Annotated in this window: 19 protein-coding genes; 9 read left to right on the top strand and 10 right to left on the bottom strand. The window is 72.7% G+C overall.

Annotated features, from left to right (window positions below):
• Positions 1 to 278 precede the first annotated feature (278 nt).
• From IE311_RS24145 to IE311_RS24135, 3 genes are all read left to right on the top strand, one after another.
• Positions 279 to 1313 carry a LacI family DNA-binding transcriptional regulator gene (locus IE311_RS24145; protein ID WP_189833886.1) on the top strand — a complete coding sequence of 345 codons (1035 nt, stop codon included), beginning with the start codon at positions 279 to 281 and terminating at the stop codon, positions 1311 to 1313.
• A gap of 17 nt (positions 1314 to 1330) precedes the next feature.
• Positions 1331 to 1600 carry a hypothetical protein gene (locus tag IE311_RS24140; RefSeq protein ID WP_189833885.1) on the top strand — a complete coding sequence of 90 codons (270 nt, stop codon included), beginning with the start codon at positions 1331 to 1333 and terminating at the stop codon, positions 1598 to 1600.
• Positions 1601 to 1758: 158 nt separating this feature from the next.
• Positions 1759 to 2946: a thiolase family protein gene (locus IE311_RS24135; RefSeq protein WP_189833884.1), complete on the top strand. Its 1188-nt coding sequence runs from the start codon at positions 1759 to 1761 to the stop codon at positions 2944 to 2946.
• Positions 2947 to 3036: 90 nt separating this feature from the next.
• On the opposite strand, the gene trxA is transcribed toward IE311_RS24135, so the two are convergent.
• Positions 3037 to 3432 (bottom strand): thioredoxin, encoded by a 396-nt coding sequence (gene trxA, locus IE311_RS24130; RefSeq protein WP_268257204.1) that lies wholly within the window; start codon positions 3430 to 3432, stop codon positions 3037 to 3039.
• 140 nt (positions 3433 to 3572) lie between these two features.
• Here trxA and IE311_RS24125 point away from each other — a divergent pair, with 140 nt between their 5' ends.
• Entirely contained in the window at positions 3573 to 4043 is a 471-nt protein-coding gene (locus IE311_RS24125; RefSeq protein ID WP_189833883.1) for an Hsp20/alpha crystallin family protein, read from the top strand.
• 162 nt (positions 4044 to 4205) lie between these two features.
• On the opposite strand, the gene IE311_RS24120 is transcribed toward IE311_RS24125, so the two are convergent.
• Positions 4206 to 4829, bottom strand: coding sequence for a CBS domain-containing protein (locus tag IE311_RS24120; RefSeq protein WP_189833882.1), 624 nt, complete (start codon positions 4827 to 4829; stop codon positions 4206 to 4208).
• 369 nt (positions 4830 to 5198) lie between these two features.
• On the opposite strand from IE311_RS24120, the gene IE311_RS24115 reads away from it, so the two are divergent.
• Positions 5199 to 6935, top strand: coding sequence for a sensor histidine kinase (locus IE311_RS24115; protein ID WP_189833881.1), 1737 nt, complete (start codon positions 5199 to 5201; stop codon positions 6933 to 6935).
• A gap of 3 nt (positions 6936 to 6938) precedes the next feature.
• On the opposite strand, the gene IE311_RS24110 is transcribed toward IE311_RS24115, so the two are convergent.
• Positions 6939 to 7625 (bottom strand): response regulator, encoded by a 687-nt coding sequence (locus IE311_RS24110; protein WP_189833880.1) that lies wholly within the window; start codon positions 7623 to 7625, stop codon positions 6939 to 6941.
• A gap of 342 nt (positions 7626 to 7967) precedes the next feature.
• On the opposite strand from IE311_RS24110, the gene IE311_RS24105 reads away from it, so the two are divergent.
• Positions 7968 to 9434, top strand: a complete 1467-nt coding sequence (locus IE311_RS24105; protein ID WP_189833879.1) for a dihydrolipoyl dehydrogenase family protein — start codon at positions 7968 to 7970, stop codon at positions 9432 to 9434.
• A 7-nt stretch (positions 9435 to 9441) separates the two neighbouring features.
• On the opposite strand, the gene IE311_RS24100 is transcribed toward IE311_RS24105, so the two are convergent.
• Positions 9442 to 10038 (bottom strand): TetR/AcrR family transcriptional regulator, encoded by a 597-nt coding sequence (locus IE311_RS24100; protein WP_229902113.1) that lies wholly within the window; start codon positions 10036 to 10038, stop codon positions 9442 to 9444.
• A 195-nt stretch (positions 10039 to 10233) separates the two neighbouring features.
• Here IE311_RS24100 and IE311_RS24095 point away from each other — a divergent pair, with 195 nt between their 5' ends.
• Entirely contained in the window at positions 10234 to 11661 is a 1428-nt protein-coding gene (locus tag IE311_RS24095; RefSeq protein WP_373313949.1) for a purine-cytosine permease family protein, read from the top strand.
• A gap of 68 nt (positions 11662 to 11729) precedes the next feature.
• Entirely contained in the window at positions 11730 to 13391 is a 1662-nt protein-coding gene (locus tag IE311_RS24090; RefSeq protein ID WP_189833877.1) for an amidohydrolase, read from the top strand.
• Between the two features lie 131 nt (positions 13392 to 13522).
• Here the strand turns inward: IE311_RS24090 and IE311_RS24085 are convergent, their stop codons facing one another.
• From IE311_RS24085 to IE311_RS24075, 3 genes are all read right to left on the bottom strand, one after another.
• The gene (locus IE311_RS24085) at positions 13523 to 14173 is read right to left on the bottom strand and encodes a DUF305 domain-containing protein (protein ID WP_189833876.1); all 651 of its coding nucleotides are present in this window, start codon (positions 14171 to 14173) and stop codon (positions 13523 to 13525) included.
• Positions 14174 to 14272: 99 nt separating this feature from the next.
• On the bottom strand, positions 14273 to 14644 hold the full coding sequence (locus IE311_RS24080; protein ID WP_229902112.1) for a DUF6153 family protein: 372 nt from the start codon (positions 14642 to 14644) through the stop codon (positions 14273 to 14275).
• Between the two features lie 226 nt (positions 14645 to 14870).
• On the bottom strand, positions 14871 to 15218 hold the full coding sequence (locus tag IE311_RS24075) for a tetratricopeptide repeat protein (RefSeq protein WP_189833874.1): 348 nt from the start codon (positions 15216 to 15218) through the stop codon (positions 14871 to 14873).
• Between the two features lie 119 nt (positions 15219 to 15337).
• Here IE311_RS24075 and IE311_RS24070 point away from each other — a divergent pair, with 119 nt between their 5' ends.
• The gene (locus IE311_RS24070; protein ID WP_189833873.1) at positions 15338 to 16303 is read left to right on the top strand and encodes a pirin family protein; all 966 of its coding nucleotides are present in this window, start codon (positions 15338 to 15340) and stop codon (positions 16301 to 16303) included.
• Positions 16304 to 16324: 21 nt separating this feature from the next.
• Here the strand turns inward: IE311_RS24070 and IE311_RS24065 are convergent, their stop codons facing one another.
• From IE311_RS24065 to IE311_RS24055, 3 genes are all read right to left on the bottom strand, one after another.
• Positions 16325 to 17179 carry an ABC transporter permease gene (locus IE311_RS24065; RefSeq protein WP_189833872.1) on the bottom strand — a complete coding sequence of 285 codons (855 nt, stop codon included), beginning with the start codon at positions 17177 to 17179 and terminating at the stop codon, positions 16325 to 16327.
• Positions 17176 to 18246: an ABC transporter ATP-binding protein gene (locus IE311_RS24060; RefSeq protein WP_189833871.1), complete on the bottom strand. Its 1071-nt coding sequence runs from the start codon at positions 18244 to 18246 to the stop codon at positions 17176 to 17178. Before IE311_RS24060 ends, IE311_RS24065 begins: the two co-directional genes overlap by 4 nt.
• 116 nt (positions 18247 to 18362) lie before the next feature.
• Positions 18363 to 18518 carry a VenA family class IV lanthipeptide gene (locus IE311_RS24055; protein WP_189833870.1) on the bottom strand — a complete coding sequence of 52 codons (156 nt, stop codon included), beginning with the start codon at positions 18516 to 18518 and terminating at the stop codon, positions 18363 to 18365.
• Positions 18519 to 18533 lie beyond the last annotated feature (15 nt).

Here is an 18533-nt window from a genome sequence, read left to right as displayed (position 1 = left end):
AGCAGGGGCAGCAGGCCGCGCGTCGGCCGTGGGACCGAGGGTGAGCCGGGGCCCGGCGCGCCGGTTTCCGGTTCTGTCCCGGAGCCGGTTCCGGAGCTGTTTTCGCGGGAGGAAAGGGCCACGGTGCCCTCCTGGGGGAGATCGCCCGACGAGGGGGCGAGAGGCGGATCGAGCGAGATAGTTACACGTGTCAGTGACACGTGTGAGCATTGTGTAGCACTCGATTCCGGCCATCCGCCAGAGCCGGGGCCGGATTGTTCTGGAAAGATGCCGGAGCGATGAGCCAGCCAACCGAACACTCCCCCGAACGCCCCACCGGGCGCGCGGTCCCGACCAGCGCCGATGTCGCCCGCCTCGCGGGTGTCTCCCGGGCCACCGTCTCGTACGTCCTCAACAACACCTCGGCCGTCCGCATCAGCGAGCCCACCCGCCGCCGCGTGCGCGAAGCGGCCGAGGAACTGGGGTACGTGCCCCACGCCGCCGCCCGCAGCCTGCGCGCCGGCCACAGCCGGATGGTGCTGCTGCCGGCCTCCCACGTCCCGGTGGGACCGCTGTACAGCCAGTTCTTCAACGAGTTCCAGTGGGCGCTGCGGCGCCTCGACTACACGGTGGTCCAGTACGGCAGCGTCGGCCTGGAGGGCGAGGAGGCCGCCCGCGCCTGGGCGGAGCTCCGGCCGGTGGCCGTGGTCTCGCTCGGCGAGGTCCAGCTCACCGGACAGGGCGTCGAGATCCTCAAGCGGTCCGGGGCGCGGGCCGTCATCACCCTCGGCACCCAGGAGGTCGAGGGCACCCACGCCCTCGTCATGGACCAGGGCAGGGTGGGCGAGGCGGCCACCGCCCACCTGGTGGAGAGCGGCCGGCGCCGGATCGGCGTCGTCATACCCGAGGAGCCGGGCCTCGCGATGTTCTCCGGACCGCGTCTCGACGGCGCGCGGCGCGCCGTCGAGGGCACCGACGCCACCGTCGTCCCCCTGCCCCTGCGGTACGAGGAGGAGTCGGCCGCCGGTCTGGCCGCCCGCTGGCGCGAGCTCGGCCTCGACGGCGTCTTCGCCTACAACGACGAGTACGCGATGCTCCTGATGCGTGCGCTCCAGGACGCCGGCGTCGCGGTTCCGGAGGACACCGCCGTCGTCGGCGCCGACGACCTGCTGCTGGGCCGGCTGCTGCGGCCCCGCCTCAGCACCGTACGGATCGACATGGTCCTCGGGCGCGAGCTGGCCGAGCTGGTCGACCGGGCCGTACGGGAACCCGAGTCCCCGCCCCGCACCCGCGCCCTGCTGGCCTCGGAGGTCGTCCGGCGGGAGTCGAGCTGAGCGTTTAGCGTCGGTGCATGAGCACAGTTCCGCAGCGTTTCGAGATCCTGCTGGTGCCCGCGCACGTCGAGGACAGGGGCGGCGCCTCCGTCACGGACAGCGCCGTCCGCTCGGCCGTCGTGGAGGCCACCGGGCGGCACGGCGAGTCCGGCTACCCGATCTACGAAGGGCACGGCATCAGGGCCGACATCGACCCCGAGACGCCGACGGTGGAGGCGCTGCTCGTCGACGGGCGTGAGCTCGACTACGGCCTGACCGCCCTCGTCCGCCCGGTGGCACGGGACTGACCTGGGGCGCCTTCCCCCGCCGTGTCGCGAAACGGCCCGTTGACACGGCCGTCCTCCCGGCAGAGACTCTGCGCGCGCGCCAAGACGAAAGCCTTCGGGGTGAAAGTCTTGTCACCAGGCGAACAGAGTCGTTCCGAAGGTCACGTGGGAGAGAACCGATGAGCATCCGCGACGTCTACATCGTCGACGCCGTCCGCACCCCGATAGGGAAGTTCGGGGGCGCCCTCGCCTCCGTGCGCCCCGACGACCTCGCGGCACACGTCGTCCGGTCCCTCGTCGACCGCTCGCCCGCGCTCGACCCCGCCCGCGTCGACGACGTCTACTTCGGTGACGCCAACGGTGCCGGCGAGGACAACCGCGACGTGGCCCGGATGGCCGTCCTGCTCGCCGGACTGCCCGTCTCCGTCCCCGGCGTCACCGTCAACCGACTCTGCGGCTCCGGTCTCGAAGCGGTCATCCAGGCGGCCCGCGCCATCGCCCTCGGTGACGCCTCCGTGGCGATCGCCGGCGGCGTCGAGTCGATGTCACGGGCCCCCTGGGTCCTGCAGAAGCCCGAGAGGGCCTTCCCGGCGGGCCACCAGCAGCTCCACTCGACGACCCTCGGCTGGCGCATGACGAACCCCCGTATGCCCGCCGAGTGGACGGTCGCGCTCGGTGAGGGCGCGGAGCTGATCGCCGACAAGCACGGCATCACCCGGGAGCGGCAGGACGCCTTCGCGCTCGCCAGCCACCGCAAGGCGGCCGAGGCGTGGGCGAAGGGGCTGTACGACGACGAGGTCGTCCCCTACCCGGGGGTCGAGCTCGGCCGCGACGAGTGCATCCGCGACTCCACGTCCATGGAGGCCCTCGCCAAGCTGAAGCCCTCCTTCCGCCCCCAGGGAGGCACCGTCACGGCGGGCAACTCCTCGCCGCTCAACGACGGCGCGGCGGCCCTGCTGCTCGTCGACGAGGAAGGACTGCGCGAGACCGGCCGGGAGCCGCTCGCCCGGATCCGGACGTCCGCCGTCACCGGCATCGAGCCCCAGCTCTTCGGCCTCGGGCCGGTCGAGGCGGCCCGGCGGGCCCTGGACAGGGCCGGGCGCTCCTTCGGAGACCTGCGGACCTTCGAGCTGAACGAGGCCTTCGCCGCCCAGTCGCTCGGCTGCCTCGCGGAATGGCCGGAACTCGACCCCGAGATAGTGAACCCGCGCGGCGGCGCCGTCGCCATCGGTCACCCCCTGGGCGCGTCCGGTGCCCGCCTCGCGGGATCGGTCGCCCACCAGCTGGCCGCCGCCGGCTCGGGCACCGGCCTCGCGGCGCTCTGCATCGGCGTCGGCCAGGGGCTCGCCCTGGTCCTGGAGCGCTGACCCTCCGGACGGCACGGGACCGGGCGGCACCGCACCGGAACGCACACGAGGGGGGTACGGGAGTCACTCCCGTACCCCCCTCGCGGTGGGTCACGCCTGCTTGGCGTCCTCGACGGACTTGCGGACCTCGTCCATGTCCAGCTTCCGCGCCTGGCCGATGACGTCCTCGAGCGCGGCCTCCGGCAGGGCGCCGGGCTGCGCGAAGATCGCCACATTGTCCCGCACGATCATCAGCGTCGGGATCGAGCGGATCTCGAAAGCCGCCGCCAGCTCCTGCTGCGCCTCGGTGTCCACCTTGGCGAACACCAGGTCCTGGTGACGCTCCGACGCGGCCTCGAAGACCGGGGCGAACTGACGGCAGGGACCGCACCAGGAAGCCCAGAAGTCGATCAGGACGAACGCGTTGCCGCTCACGACTTCGTCGAAGTTGTCCTTGGTGAGCTCTACGGTGCTCATGTTTTCCTGCCTCCGAGATGTGTAGACGATGCGATCCTGGCCCTGGCGGCCCCGTGTGGCACTCCTCCGTGTGCGGGACCCCGGGAAGAGTGGGATACGGAGCCGGGTCCGGCTCCGTGACCGGTCCTGAGTGCCACCCCGGTCCCAGGACCACGGACCAGGAGGGGACGATGACCGGAGGTAACAGGGAACGCGGACACAGCCTCTTCCCCGACTTCAACGTCCTGTTCGACAGGGAATTCCCGGGACTGCCCGGATGGCGCCCCGCGACGGCCGCCCACTCCATCCCGGTGGAGATGTCCACCGACGGCGGCGTCTGCGTGCTGCGGGCCGAACTGCCCGGCGTGGACCCGGAGGACATCACCATCAGGGCGGACGGCGATGTCGTCACGGTGAGTGCCGAGCGCGGTGAGAGCACCGAGGACGGGGCGCACTCGGAGTTCCGTCACGGATCGTTCCGTCGCATGCGGAAGCTCGGCGCACGGGAGCACATCACCTTCGGCGGAGCGGTGACCGCCGAGACACCCGGCCCGATCGCCGGTGCCCTGGTCCGGCAGGGCAAGGGCGGGGACTTCCGCAGCCCGGAGCGGATCCGGGCCCGGGCGCACCACATCGGAACCGAACTCGCGGCCACCCCCTGAGCGTTGGACGTGTCCGGGCCGGCAGCCCCGAGTCCTGGCCGGCAGCCCCGGGCCGGCCACTGGAGACGCGCGGGCTCCTCCCTGACGGCGTCTTCGATCAGCGACGCCACGAGGGGGCGGGTCAGAGGGGTGGTGGACACGGTTCGTCCTGTCTGCGAGGGGTCACCGGATGACGGGGTGCGGGGCGCGGGCCGGGGGCGGGTGAGGTGTGTCGTCCGCGTGGAAGGCCAGCTGGTCGACGACGGCGACGACGCCGTCCAGGCTCTCGGCGAGCCGGACGAGCATCAGGGCCTGGCTACGGCGCCGGACACGACCGGCGAGCGTCACCACGCTGTCGAGGACGTGCACGTCCACCGCGTCCCCGGGCAGGTGCAGGGCGTCCGCGAGGACGTCCTCACGGATGCGGTCGCGTATCTCCGCGTCGGGGCGGAGGTAGACGCGGAGCAGGTCGCGGCGGGTCACGATGTCCACCAGGCGCTCCTCCTCGTCGACCACCGGGAGGCGCTCGACTCCGCGCCGCACCATCAGCCGTGCCGCGTCCGGCACCGTCTCCTCGGCGTGGACCGTGATGGCCGGCCTGGTCATCAGGTCCAGCGCCGCCGGTTCGTCACGGGCCAGGAGATCACTCTCGGAGACGACTCCGACGACGTGGTCGTCCGCGTCCACCACCGGGACCCCGCTGATGTCGTGCTCGGCGAGCAGCTTCGCCACCTCCTTGAACGAGGTCGCGGGGACGGCGGAGACCACGTCGTCGGTCATGAGATCGCCGATCTTCAGGTGCTTCATCGCCGTACCTCCTGTTCGAGGGCCGGAGGGTGCGGAAGGAGCGCTCCCCGCGTCACCAACCTCCGACGCGCGGGTGGGGGGTGGCGAGGGCCGAATGGTCCACCGTCCCTGGCCTGAGCGGCGCTCGATCGCACGGGGACCGGCCGCCGGGGCGCGGACAGGCCTTCGCACGGGGACCGGCCGCCGGGGCGCGGACAGGCCTTCGCACGGGGACCGGCCGCCGGGGCGCGGACAGGCCTTCGCACGGGGACCGGCCGCCGGGGCGGGGACATTCCTTCGGACGGGGACTCCGACAGGACCGCGGGCCGCCCCCGGACTACCGTGAAGGGGGGTGGGCCACGTGTGCCGGGAGATCGGGCGGAGGGTGCGATGGGCGGCCGGGAGAACCCGGGATCCGCGGGCCCCGGGATCCCGCGGCTGAAGCTGGACGAACTGCTAGAGGAGCTCCAGGTACGCATCGACGAGGTGCGGGGCACCCGGGACCGCCTCAACGGCCTGCTCGAAGCCGTGATGTCCGTGGGAAGGGAGCTGGACCTGCCCCAGGTGCTGCGGGGCATCGTGGAGGCGGCGGTGACGCTGGTGGACGCCGAGTACGGGGCGTTGGGAGTCGTCGGCGGCGACGAGAGGCTCTCCGAGTTCCTGCCGATCGGGATCGACGACGAGCTGCGGAGCCGGATCGGCGATCTGCCCTCGGGCCACGGCATCCTCGGCGAGCTGATCCGCAACCCCGTGCCGCTGCGCCTGTCCGAGCTGTCGGACCATCCCGCCTCGTACGGCTTCCCGCCGCACCACCCGCCGATGCACTCGTTCCTCGGCGTCCCCATCCGTGTCCGTGACGAGGTCTTCGGCAACCTCTACCTCACCGAGAAGCGTGGAGCCGCCGACTTCGACTCCGAGGACGAGGCTGTCGTGACGACCCTGGCGGTCGCGGCCGGCATCGCCATCGAGAACGCCCGCCTGTACGAGGAGAGCGGTCTGAGGCAGCGCTGGCTGGCGGCGAGCTCGGACCTGACGAGCGCCCTCCTGTCCGGCGCGGAGGAGTCCGAGGTCCTGGGCGGGATGCTGGAGGAGGCGGTGGACATCGCGGGCGCCGACATGGGGGTCTTCTATCTGGTCGGGTCCGGCGGTGAACTACGGGGTTCGCTGGCCCGCGGCGACGGGGCCGAGGCGCACCGGGGAGTCGTGCTCCCGAGCAGCGAGGGGACCCTGGCCGCGGCAGCCCTGGGCAGGGACGGCCTGATCACGGTGGCCGACGTCGAGAGCGACGAGCGGGTCACCGTACAGCCCGAACGCTGGCGGGGCTTCGGACCGGCCGTCGCGGTCACGGTCGGGACGAAGGAACGGCTCAGCGGCGTGCTGATCCTCGCGAGGCGCCGGGGGCGGACGCCGTTCGCGGGCGCCGAGATCGGCGCTCTCCCCGGGTTCGCCGGGCAGGCGGCGCTGGCCCTCGAACTCGCCGACCGGCGTCGCGACGCCGAGCAGGTGAGCCTCCTGGAGGACCGTGACCGGATCGCCCGCGATCTCCACGACCTCGCGATCCAGCGGCTCTTCGCCACCGGCATGACCCTGCAGAGCGCCCGCCGGTTCGTCGAGCACCCGGAGGCGGTGGACCGGCTGACCCGCGCGATCGACGACCTGGACGCCACCATCAAGATCATCCGTTCGACCATCTTCGGCCTCCGGGAGCACGACACCCCAGGTGCCGTCCCCCGGCTCAGGAACCGCATCGTCAAGGTGGTCGACTCGGCGGCCCCGACCCTCGGACATGCCGCCGCCCTGCGCATGGAGGGCTTGCTCGACACGGACGTGCCGGCCGAGGTGGCCGAGGAGGTGATCGCCGTCATCGGCGAGGCCCTGACCAATGTGGCCCGGCACGCAGGGGCCCGCCATACGGAGGTGGCCGTCGTCGCCGAGGACGGCGTCCTGGCCGTGACCGTGTGCGACGACGGCGTCGGCATCCCGCCGGGCGGAGCGCGCAGCGGACTGCGGAACCTCACCGAACGGGCCGAGCGTCTGGGCGGCGACCTGTCGGTCCGTACCCGACCGGAACCGACGGGCGGCACGGTACTCGCCTGGCGAGTCCCCCTGGGGTCCGTACGGGAGTGAACGCTACTCGCCCCCGGCGTCGTGCTCGTGGGCCTGCGCGGCGATGACGGCGGCCTGCACGCGACGTTCCACTCCCAGCTTGCCCAGGAGCCGCGAGATGTGGTTCTTGACCGTCTTCTCCGACAGATAGAGCCGTTTGGCGATCTCCCGGTTGGTGAGCCCCTCGCCGATGAGGTCGAGCACGGACCGCTCCCGCTCGGACAGCACGGCGAGACGCTCGTCCTCCGGCGGCTTCGCCGCCTCGGTGGCACGCAGCGAGCGCATCAGGCGGGCGGTGGTGGCCGGGTCGAGCATCGACTGTCCGGTGGCCACGGTCCGTACCGCCGAGACGAGATCGGAGCCCTTGATCTGCTTGAGCACGTATCCCGCCGCTCCCGCCATGATGGCGTCGATGAGGGCGTCCTCGTCGTCGAACGACGTCAGCATCAGACACGCGAGCTCCGGCAGGCGGGAGCGCAGCTCACGGCAGACGGAGATCCCGTCGCCGTCGGGCAGCCGTACGTCGAGCACGGCCACGTCCGGTCGCAGCGCGGGCCCTCTGGCGAGGGCCTGGTCGACCGTCGACGCCTCTCCGACCACCCGCATGTCGGGCTCGTCGTCGATCAGGTCGCGCAGTCCCCGGCGGACGACCTCGTGATCGTCCACGAGAAAGACACGCGTGCGTGTGTCGGCTTCCGGCAGCTCGGTCATGGCGACCCCCGTGGTCGGTGAATGCCTGCGCGCCCTCATAAGGATTCTCCGCCATGAGGTGGTTCCGGGCTTCTTCGTGGGCTCCGGGATCCGTCCGGGATGTCCACGCTTCCCTTCCGCGGGCCGGTACGTCACGCGCGAGCGGCTGCCCGAGCCGACGGGGGAAGGCCGTGGCCCGGTGGAGCCTTCGTGCGGCGGCGCCGTCCTCGGGGCCCTCCACCGTTCCGTGCGTGGTCCGTGGCTGTCTCCCGGCGGCGTCCTCACGGTCCCCCGGGGGACTCGCCCGGCGCGAAGGTGCAGCGAGCCGCGCCATTCGGCACGGCTCCCGCCAGACTGGGACCCATGACACGAGTGGTGGAACACGAGCACGACCATGGGCGCGCGCCCGAGCACGAGTACGACGTGGTCGTCCTGGGGGCGGGACCGGTGGGGGAGAACGTCGTCGACCGGGTGCGGGCCGCCGGTCTGAGCGCTGCGATCGTCGAGAGCGAGCTGATCGGCGGCGAGTGCTCGTACTGGGCCTGTATGCCCAGCAAGGCGCTGCTGCGCCCCGTGATCGCCCGCTCCGACGCCCGGAAGGTCGCCGGGCTGCGCGAGTCGGTCTACGGTCCGCTCGACGCCCTCGAGGTCTTCGCCCACCGGGACGAGGTCGTCGGCGACTGGAAGGACGACGGCCAGGTGGACTGGCTTGACTCGATCGGGGTGCGGGTCTTCCGGGGCCACGGCCGCCTTCTCGGCCCCCGCCGGGTCGAGGTCGCGGGGCCCGAGGGCGAGCGTCATGTCCTCACCGCCCGCCACGCGGTCGCGGTCTGCACCGGCAGCCGGGCCGTCCTCCCCGATCTGCCCGGCATCACCGGGGCGAGGCCCTGGACCAGCCGTGAGGCGACCAGCTCCGACCGGGTCCCCGGGCGGCTGATCGTGGTCGGCGGAGGTGTGGTGGGCGTGGAGATGGCCACCGCCTGGCACGCCCTCGGCGCGAAGGTCACGATGCTCGTACGGGGCGAGCGCCTGCTGCCCCGGATGGAACCCTTCGTCGGCGAGCACGTGGCCGAGGCCCTCAGGGCGCGCGGCGCGGACGTCCTGACCGGTGTCTCCGTCAGCGCGGTGGTACGCGACGGGGGTACGGGACCGGTGACCGTGGTCCTGGAGGGCGGCGACCACGTCGAGGGCGACCAGGTCCTCTTCGCGACCGGCCGGGCACCCCGTACCGAGGACATCGGGCTGGAGACGGTCGGCCTGAAGCCGGGCTCCTGGCTCGACGTGGACGACAGCCTCAGGGTCACCGGCAGCGACTGGCTCTATGCCGTCGGGGACGTCAACCACCGCGCGCTCCTGACCCACCAGGGCAAGTACCAGGCCCGGATCGCCGGTGCCGCGATCGCCGCCCGCGCGAAGGACGCCGGGCCCCTGGACGACGGGAGTTGGGGCGCGCACGCGGCCACCGCCGACCACGCCGCCGTGCCGCAGGTGGTGTTCAGTGACCCCGAGGCGGCCGCCGTCGGTCTCTCGCTCGCCGAGGCCGAGCGGGCCGGGTACCGCGTCAGGGCCGTGGACCTCGACATGAGCGGGGTCGCCGGGGCCGGGCTCTACGCCCAGGGCTACCGCGGGCACGCCCGGATGGTCGTCGACCTCGACCGCGAGGTCGTGCTGGGTGCCTCCTTCGTCGGCCCGGGCATCGGTGAACTCGTCCACTCGGCGACGGTCGCCGTGGTGGGGGAGGTCCCCATCGCCCGGCTGTGGCACGCGGTCCCCTCGTACCCGACGCTGAGCGAGGCGTGGCTGCGCCTGCTGGAGGCCTACCGGGGCTGACGCCCCTTCAGCCGGCCCGTCCGGCGGGAGTCCCGTCCGTACCGGAGCCGTACGGGGCGACGAGTGCCCGTGCCGCCGAGCGCGCCACCTCCAGGGCCGGCCGCCGATCGCGCCCCGACTCCTGGCCCAGAACGACCCGGGTGCTCAACCCGTCGAGCAGGGCCAGGAGTTCGGAGGCGCGGGCGCCGATGTCGAGAGGGGCGAAGCGCCGCCGCTCGACACCCGCCGCGAGGAGTGCCTCCAGGTCCTCCCGCCAGCCGCGGTCGAGCTCCTCCTGCGCCTCGCGGAGCGCGTCGTTGCCGGGGGTGCGGGCCCACAGCTCGATCCACAGGGTCCAGCGCGGGTCGCGCGGGCCGCGCGGCAGATAGAGCCGGAGGAAGTGGTCGAGCTTGCGCTCGGCCGTGGTCCGCCGGACCATCAGCGCGCGGCGTTCCTCGGCGAGCGAGGCCTCGCTCCACCGCAGGGCGGCGAGCAGCAGCAGGTCCTTGCTGCCGAAGTAGTACAGGATGTGGCCGCCGCTCGTACCGAGCCGTTCGGCGAGCGCCGACATCGTGAGGGTGGCGAGGCCGTTCTCGGCGATCGCCGCCATGGCCTCCTCGAGCATCCGTTCCTGGGTGACGTGTCCGTCCCGCCGTCGTGCCGCCCCTGCCACCGCCGCTGTCCCCGTCCTGCCGTTCCGCCACTGACCTCGGGGTCGACCTTAATCGCAACCTCCGAAGGTCTTGACGTGGCCCGAACCCATCGCACATCTTGAATGACGTTCAAGAACTTAGAACGGTATTCAATGCGGGAGTGCGATGTGCGTGAACACGAGACGGCGGCCGTGACCACGGCGACCACGGGCCGGACCACGGAAAACACCGGCCGGGACGAGGTGTTCCAGATCGAGGAACACGGGATCGACCCCATACCCGACGCCGAACGGCACGGCAGCGCCAAGGACGTCTTCTGGCTCTGGTTCGGCTCGAACCTCACGTTCACCTATGTGATCAACGGCGCCCTCGCCGTCGCCTTCGGCCTCTCCTTCTGGCAGGCCACCGCCGTCGTCGTGATCGGCGGCCTCGCCTTCGTGGTCATCGGCGCGGCCGGACTCGGCGGCGTACGGACCGGCACCGCCACCCTCGTCATCTCCCGCGCGGCCTTCGGACCGCGCGGCAACTGGCCGGCCGGTCTGCTCAACTGGATCGTCAGCATCGGCTACACCATCGTGAACACCGTCGTCGGCACCCTCGCCCTGGAGGCCTTCTTCGCCGACCTCGGCTGGAGCGGCGGGACCGGCGTCCGCGCCCTCGCCCTCGCCGTCACCCTGGCGCTGACCTTCGCCGTCGCCCTCTGGGGCCACGCCACCGTCCAGTTCGCCGAACGCTGGATGGCCTACGTCCTCGCCGTCGGATTCGCCGCCCTGCTCGTCCTCGTCCTGCCCGGCGCCGACACCTCCGCCCCCTCGGCCGCGCCCGGCGCCGCCGGCTGGAGCCTCGCCTTCGTCGTGATGCTCGCGGGCCCCTTCTCGTACGTCCCCATGCCCGCCGACTACACCCGCTATCTGCCCCGCACCACCTCCCTCAAGGCCGTGACCGTGAGCGGCGCCCTCGGCGGCTTCCTCTCCTCCGTCGCCCTGGGGGTCGCCGGAGTGGCCGCCGCGACCCAGGTCGACATGACCGACGCCGTCGCGGGCACCGAGAGCCTGCTCCCCGGCTGGTTCCAGCCGCTCTTCCTCGCCCTCGTCCTCGGCGGCTCGGTCACCAACTCGATCATCACGCTCTACTCCTCGAGCCTGAACCTCCAGGTCCTCGGCATCCCCTGGACCCGGGCCCGCGCCATCGTCATCAGCGCCGCGGTGACCGCCGCCGGCTCCCTCGGCGCCCTCTTCCTCACCGACTTCACCACCTCGCTCCTCTCCTTCCTCTCCCTCCTGATCATCGTGTTCGCACCGTGGAGCGGGGTCTTCCTCGCCGACATGGTGCTCCGCCGCTGCACCTACGACTCCGCCGGACTGCACGCGCGCACCGGCGGCGCCTACTGGTACCGCTCCGGCTGGCACCCGGCGGGCCTCGTCGCGCTCACCACCGGTCTCCTCTTCTCCGCGCTCACCTGCGACTCCGAGCTGTGGAGGGGCCCGCTCGTCGCCCCGCTCGGCGGCGCGGACCTCACGCTGCTCGGCGCGGGAGTCTCGGCCCTGGTGTACGTGCTCCTAGCCCGACGCGGCGTGGCGCCGGTACGCCCCTGACGCCGCCCCCCGCCGGCCCCGTCACACCCCTCCCACGCCCTCGTACGTACGTCACGGAGTCACCCCGCATGAACGGCACCACCCCCCTCCCCGCCCCCGCCGACCTCCTCCTCACCGGGGCCCGGATCCACACGGTCGACCCCGCGCTCCCGGAGGCCCAGGCCCTCGCGGTCCGCGACGGCCGCATCGTCTGGATCGGCCCCGACACCGCGGCCGGAGCCTGGAACGGTCCCGGCACCCGGGTCCTCGACGCCGGCGGACGGCTCGTCCTCCCCGGCTTCGTCGACGCCCACAACCATGTGCGCCTCGGCTCCGACGACGCCTGCGTCCAGCTCTCCGGAGCCCGCACCCTCGACACGATCCACGAGCGCATCCGCACCTGGCACTCCGCGCACCCGGACGCCGACTGGATCGAGGCCGAGGCCTTCGACTACTCCGCCGTCCCGGACGGGCGCATGCCCACCGCGGCCGACCTCGACCCGGCCACCGGCGACACCCCCGCCTTCGTCCTCAGCTACGACGTCCACACCGCCTGGCTCAACACCGCCGCCCTCCGCCGCCTCGGCGTCGACCGCCACCACACCGACCTCCCCTTCGGGCGGGCCGTCACCGACCCCACGACCGGCGAACCCACCGGATTCGTCAAGGACTTCGCCGTCAGGGGACTCTCCCGCGACGGCCACCGGGCCCTGCGCGAGCTCGGCGTGCCGTGGGCCTCCCCGGACCGGCAGTACGGCCGACTCGCGAAGAGCCTCGACGACGCCATCGGCTTCGGCATCACCACGGTCGTCGAGCCCCAGAACTCCCTGGATGACCTCGCCCTCTTCCGGCGCGCCCGGGCCGAGGGCCGACTGCGCTCCCGGATCGTCGCCGCGCTCTTCCACCCGCGCGGCACGACCGCGGCCGACCTGGACGCGTTCGAGGCGGCCGCCGGGGAGTTCGCGGACGACCGGCTGCGGGTCGGCCCGCTGAAGCTCTACATCGACGACGTCGTGGAACCCCGTACGGCCGCCCTCCTCGAACCGTACGCGGGCTGCTCCCACCACCGCGGCGACACCTTCTACCCGCCCGAGGAGTTCGCCGAACTGCTCACCCGCCTCGACGCGCGCGGGTTCCAGTGCTTCGTCCACGCCACCGGCGACCGTGGCATCCGTACCGTCCTCGACTCCGTCGAACGCGCCCGCGCCGCCAACGGGCCGCGCGACGCACGCCACCAGATCGTCCATGTCGAGTGCCTCGACCCGGCCGACACCCCGCGCTTCGCCGAGCTCGGCGTCGTCGCCTGCATGCAGCCGCGGCACGCCGCCCCCGACATCGCGGGACCCGGCCAGGACTGGGCGGAGAACGTCGGCCCCGACCGCTGGCACAAGGCGTGGCCGCTGCGCAGTCTCCGCGCGGCGGGTGCGGTGCTCGCCCTCTCCAGCGACTGGAACGTGGCCGAGATGGACCCCATGGTCGGCATCCACGCCGCCGTGACCCGCCGCCCGCCCGGCGGCGGGGAGGCCTGGACGTCGGGCGAGACGATCGATGTCGTCGCCGCGGTCGAGGGCTACACGATGGGCTCGGCGTACGCCAACTTCCTGGAGCACGAGAGGGGATCGCTGACGGTCGGCAAGCTGGCCGACTTCGTCGTCCTCTCCCGCGACATCCTGCGCGTCGCCCCGGAGGAGATCCCGGGCACGGTGGCGGAGACGGTCGTGGTGGGCGGAGAGGTGGTCGTGGAGCGCTGAGCGCGCCCGCGCCGAGTGCCCGGCGTCGGGCCCCTGCGCGGGGTGCCTGCGCGGGTCGCGGGGCGGGCGGAGTGCGGGACGGCCCGCCCCGAGAGGGGCGGGCCGCCGTGCGTGCTGGTGGGGAGGACCGGTCAGAGGCGGTCGAGAATCGTCCGCAGCTCCGTGACCTCGGCGGTCTGGGTCCGCACGACGTCGTCCGCGAGCGCCTTGGCCGTGGAGTTGCGGCCGTTCCGCTGCTCGTCCTTCGCCATGGCGACGGCGCCGTCGTGGTGGGCGATCATCAGCTCCGCGAACTTCCGGTCGAAGGCCTTGCCCTCGACGGCGGCCAGGTCCTTCATGTCCTGGTCGGACATCATCCCGGCCATGCCGTGACCGCTCCCGCCGGATCCGTGACCGGCGGACTCGGGCCTGCCCCAGCCCTTGAGCCAGGCCTTCATCTTCTGGATCTCCGGGTCCTGGGCCCGCTCGATCGCGGTGACCAGCTTCCTGACCCCGGGGTCCTCGGCGCGCCCCTCGGCGAGCCTCGCCATCTCCAGAGCCTGTTCGTGGTGGGGGATCATCATCTGCGCGAACATGACGTCCGCGTCGTTGAAGGCGCCGGTGGCGGCGGCCCCGGTGGCGGAGGGAGCCGCGGTGGCGGTGGGAGTGCCCGACGTGGGAGCGCCGTGGTCCCTACCGCTCTTGCCGTCGTCCGTGCCGCAGGCGGCGAGCAGGAGCCCGGTCGCGGTGGCGGCGCCGACGAGGGCGACCTTCCGGGCGGTGCTACGGGTGAAGGAACGCATGGGTGATACCTCGAGAGTGCTGTTCGTACGTCGTACGGGCGGAAAAGGGCAGCCGAAGGCGTTCACGGGCAGCGCGAGGCGCCCGCGGTGGCGTACGGCCTAGATCCGCAGTACGGACAGCCGGGCGAGGTCGGGGGGCCGGGGCGGGGGTGCGTGCGGCCCCGGCGCGGGAGCGAGCCGCGCGAGGAGGAGGGTGAGCCAGTCGGGGCGGCGGCCGAGCGCGGCGCGGACAAGCCCGGCGAGCAGCCAGCCGGCGAGGACCGCCACGCACAGGGTGGTCATGTCCATCCCCGTACCGGAGGGCTCATGGCCGGTGTCGGAGCCGGTGCCGCCGTGGGTCCGGTGCCCGGATTCATGCCCGGCAGCGGCAGCGGCAGTGCCGTGGGCCGTGGCGGAGGTGGTGTCCATGCCGCCGCGGGAGCCCTCGGGGTGGCCGACGGTGTGCATGAGGAACACTCCGAGCGCGAGCACGACGACGAGCAGAAGGTGCGCGAAAGCGCCTTCCGCTCGTCTACGTCGTTCCGCTTCACGGGTGCGCACAGCCAGGACCTCCCGGCTGCGGAATATACCGTACGGGGGTATCAAAACGGCGTGAGGAAGGCGGGGTGGGAATCCGTGTCCGGGTGCGGCCCGGGGTCCCGGCCGGGGGATCCCCGACCCCGGGATCCGGGGGATCCCGGGGTCGGCCCCGACCGCCTCAGGACGGCGGGGTCTCGCCCGCCATCGCGGCGGCCATCCGCAGGTGCGGCGCGGCCTCGTCCCTGCGCCCGAGGCGTTCGAGGGTGCGGCCCAGCATCAGCCGGGCGTAGTGCTCGACCGGGTCGCGCTCCAGGACCGCCCGCAGTTCGGTCTCGGCCCGGGAGAGCTGGGCGGAGTGGTAGTAGGCCCGTGCGAGAAGGAGCCGCTGGGCCGTCTGCTCCGGGTGCTCGGCGACCAGACCGCGCAGGATGCGGACGGCGGTCCCGTACTCCTTCGCGTCGAAGAAGAACCGGGCGCGATCCCATCGTTCTCCGGCCGTTCCGAACTCGTAGTACGTGTCGCTCACTTGCTCGCCCTTTCCAGAGACCCGGATCTGTCACCCTGTGAGGTGGTCGACCAGGTCAACAAGACGAGATCGTTGAACATTCCACTACTGTCACCTCCCCGGACAGGAACAGGTTGAGCATGAGCAATCTTGATCGCCAGGCCCCGCTGACCGTGTGCGGCGGCCGTGGCTTCGTCGTCGCCGAGCCGGTACGGGAACTCCTCAGCCCCCGTCGTGTCCAGCTCGGCGAGTCGACCGAGGTCCGCCGACTGCTTCCTAACCTCGGCCGGCGGATGGTCGGAGCCTGGGCCTTCGTCGACCACTACGGGCCGGACGACATCGCCGACGAGCCGGGCATGCAGGTCCCGCCCCACCCGCACATGGGGCTCCAGACCGTCAGCTGGCTCCACGAAGGAGAGGTCCTGCACCGCGACTCCACCGGCAGCCTCCAGACCGTCCGGCCGCGCGAACTGGGGCTGATGACCTCGGGGCGCGCCATCTCCCACTCGGAGGAGAGCCCCAGGCCGCACGCCCGCTTCCTGCACGGCGCCCAGCTCTGGGTGGCCCTCCCCGACGCCCACCGCCATGTGGAGCCGCACTTCGAGCACCACGCCGACCTGCCGCGGGTCACGGCCCCGGGCCTGACGGCCACGGTCGTCCTCGGAGAGCTCGACGGCGCCACCTCGCCCGGTACGACGTACACCCCGCTCGTCGGCGCCGACCTCGCCCTCGCCGCCGGCACCGAGGCGAACCTCCCGCTGGACCCCGACTTCGAGTACGCGGTCCTGGCCATGTCCGGCGAGGTCCACGTCGACGGCGTCCCCGTCCTCCCCGGCTCCATGCTCTACCTCGGCTGCGGCCGCAGCGAGCTCCCCCTCCGCGCGGCCTCCGACGCGGGTCTGATGCTTCTCGGCGGCGAACCCTTCGAGGAGGAGATCGTCATGTGGTGGAACTTCGTGGCGCGCAAGGACGAGGAGATCCGCGAGGCCAGAGAGGCCTGGATGACGAGCGACCGCTTCGGCGAGGTCAAGGGCTACGACGGCGACCGCCTGGACGCCCCGGAGGTCCCGGCTGCCCACCTGAAGGCGCGGGGCCGGGTGCGCTGAGCCGGGGTCTTCCCCTCACGGTCACTCCGGACGGCTGAACCGGCGGGCGGCCCACAGCAGGGTCAGGCCTCCGACCGCGAGGAGCAGCCCGGCCTCCAGGAGCAGCGGGGGCTGCCGCCCCGCCCATTCGATGCCGCCGACGGCCGCCTGGTCCGGGACCCGCAGTGCGATGCAGCGCCGCAGCAGGTCCACCCCGTACGCGAGCGGATTGACGGTCGCCAGGCCGCGCGCCCAGCCCGGCATGGACTCCAGTGGGAAGAAGGCTCCGGAGAGGAACAGCAGGGGCATCATCAGCAGACTGAGGAGTGTGTGGAACAGCTCGGGGCTGCGCAGCGTCACCGACAGCGCCAGGGTCATGCTGGTGAGGGTGAACGAGGCCAGGAGCATGCTGCCGAGGAGCAGCAGCAGGAGCACCGGGTCGTACGGCAGGCCGACCGCGCCGGCCAGGCTGAGCAGGACGGCGCCCTGCACCGCGGCGACGAGGGTGCCGCCGGCGCAGCTGCCCAGGAGCAGGGTGGATCGGCTGACGGGGGCCATCAGGAGCTCGCGCAGGTAGCCGCTCTGCCGGTCGGTGATCAGCCGGATGCCCACCATGATGGCCGGGGTCTGCACCGTCATCATGAGCATGCCGGGGAAGAGGTACGTCTGGTAGCCGGTGCCCAGTGAGGCGGCGGGGATGAGGGTGGCGAGCCCCCCGCCGAGGGCGAAGAGGTAGACCACCGGCTGCAGCAGCACCAGCGCGGTGTGGGAGCGCTGGCACGCCAGGCGCAGCAGATCGCGGTGGACCAGGGCGTGGATCGCCCGCAGTTCGTGTCGCAGCCGGGGCGCCCGCCCCCGCTCGGTGCCCTGGGGCGCCTGGAGGGTGAGCGCGCTCATCGGCCGCCTCCGGTCGTGGCGGGGGTGGTCGTGATGCTGCGGCCGGTGTGGTGGAAGAAGACGTCGTCGAGCGTCGGCGGGGTGGCGGAGGCGGCGTGCACGGCGATGCCGTGTGCCTCCAGCGCGGCGCACAGGCGCGGGATCCACGCGCTGCCGTCGGGCACCCGCAGCCACGTGCCGTCGGCGTCCACGGTGACGGGGCGGTCCGGCGGCGCCGTCCGGGCGACGACCTCCCGCGCCCGCCCGTCGTCGCTGGTGCGCAGCGCCACCCGGTCGTCGCCGATCTCCGCCTTGAGCCCGTGCGGCGTGCCCTGCGCGACCAGCCGGCCCCCGTCGATGATGGCGATCCGGTCGCAGTTCTCGGCCTCCTCCAGGTAGTGGGTGGTGACGAAGAGGGTGCTGCCGAGCCGGTCGCGCAGGGCCCGCAGGTGCTCCCAGATCTCGGCGCGCGCGTGCGGGTCGAGACCGGTCGTCGGCTCGTCCAGGAACAGCACGCTCGGGGAGTGCAGCAACTGGCGGGCGATCTCCAGGCGTCGCCGCATGCCGCCCGACAGCGCGCGTACGGGGAACCGCCGGCGGTCGGTCAGTCCGGCGGGTTCGAGCACCTCGGCGGTCCGCCTGCGCACGTCGCGGCGGGGCAGCCCGTACAGGCGGGCGTGGATGCGCAGGTTCTGCTCGACGGTCAGGTCGGGGTCGAGGGCGCTGTGCTGGAACAGGATGCCGACCTGGCGCCGCACGTCGTGCGGCTGGGTGGCCACGTCGAAGCCGGCCACGGTGGCGTGACCGGAGGTGGGGCGGGCGAGGGCGCACAGGAGGGCGATGGTGGTGGACTTGCCCGCGCCGTTGGGGCCGAGGAAGGCGAACGTCTCGCCCCTGCGCACGTCGAGGTCGAGGCCGCGGACCGCGTCGACGGTGGTGCCGTCCGGGCCCGGGTAGCTCTTCACCAGACCGCGCGTGCTGATCGCGTATCCGGGGTCGTGAGGGGGTTCCCCCGTGCGGGGGGCGGTGACCTCGGCGTTCAGGAGGGCGGCTGCAGCGAGTGCGTCGTCACCTGCGGATGGCTGCATGGGGTCCTTGTCCTCGTCCTCTTCCTCGTGCTCTTCCGCGTCGTCCGCACGGAGCCGGAGCCCGCTCCGGCCGGCGGCTGCCTCGGGGCAACCACCGGCCGGGGGGTGCTTCGGTGTTACGCGCAGCTGATGCCGATACAGATGGTGTTGAGAAGCGTCAGCAGGCCGACGCACGCGCACGTTCCGTCGAACGACGCGCCGTCGACGCCGACCGGGTCGGTCTCCGGAAGGGCGTGCAGGTGGGCCAGCAGCTCGAGGTCGTGGTTCTCCATGACAATCTCCTTCTC

Origin of the sequence: Streptomyces zaomyceticus, assembly GCF_014656215.1 — a bacterium.
In the GTDB taxonomy this organism is placed as follows: domain Bacteria; phylum Actinomycetota; class Actinomycetes; order Streptomycetales; family Streptomycetaceae; genus Streptomyces; species Streptomyces zaomyceticus.
The sequence above is the reverse complement of the archived record's forward strand: the minus strand, read 5'-3'. Positions and strand labels throughout refer to the sequence as shown.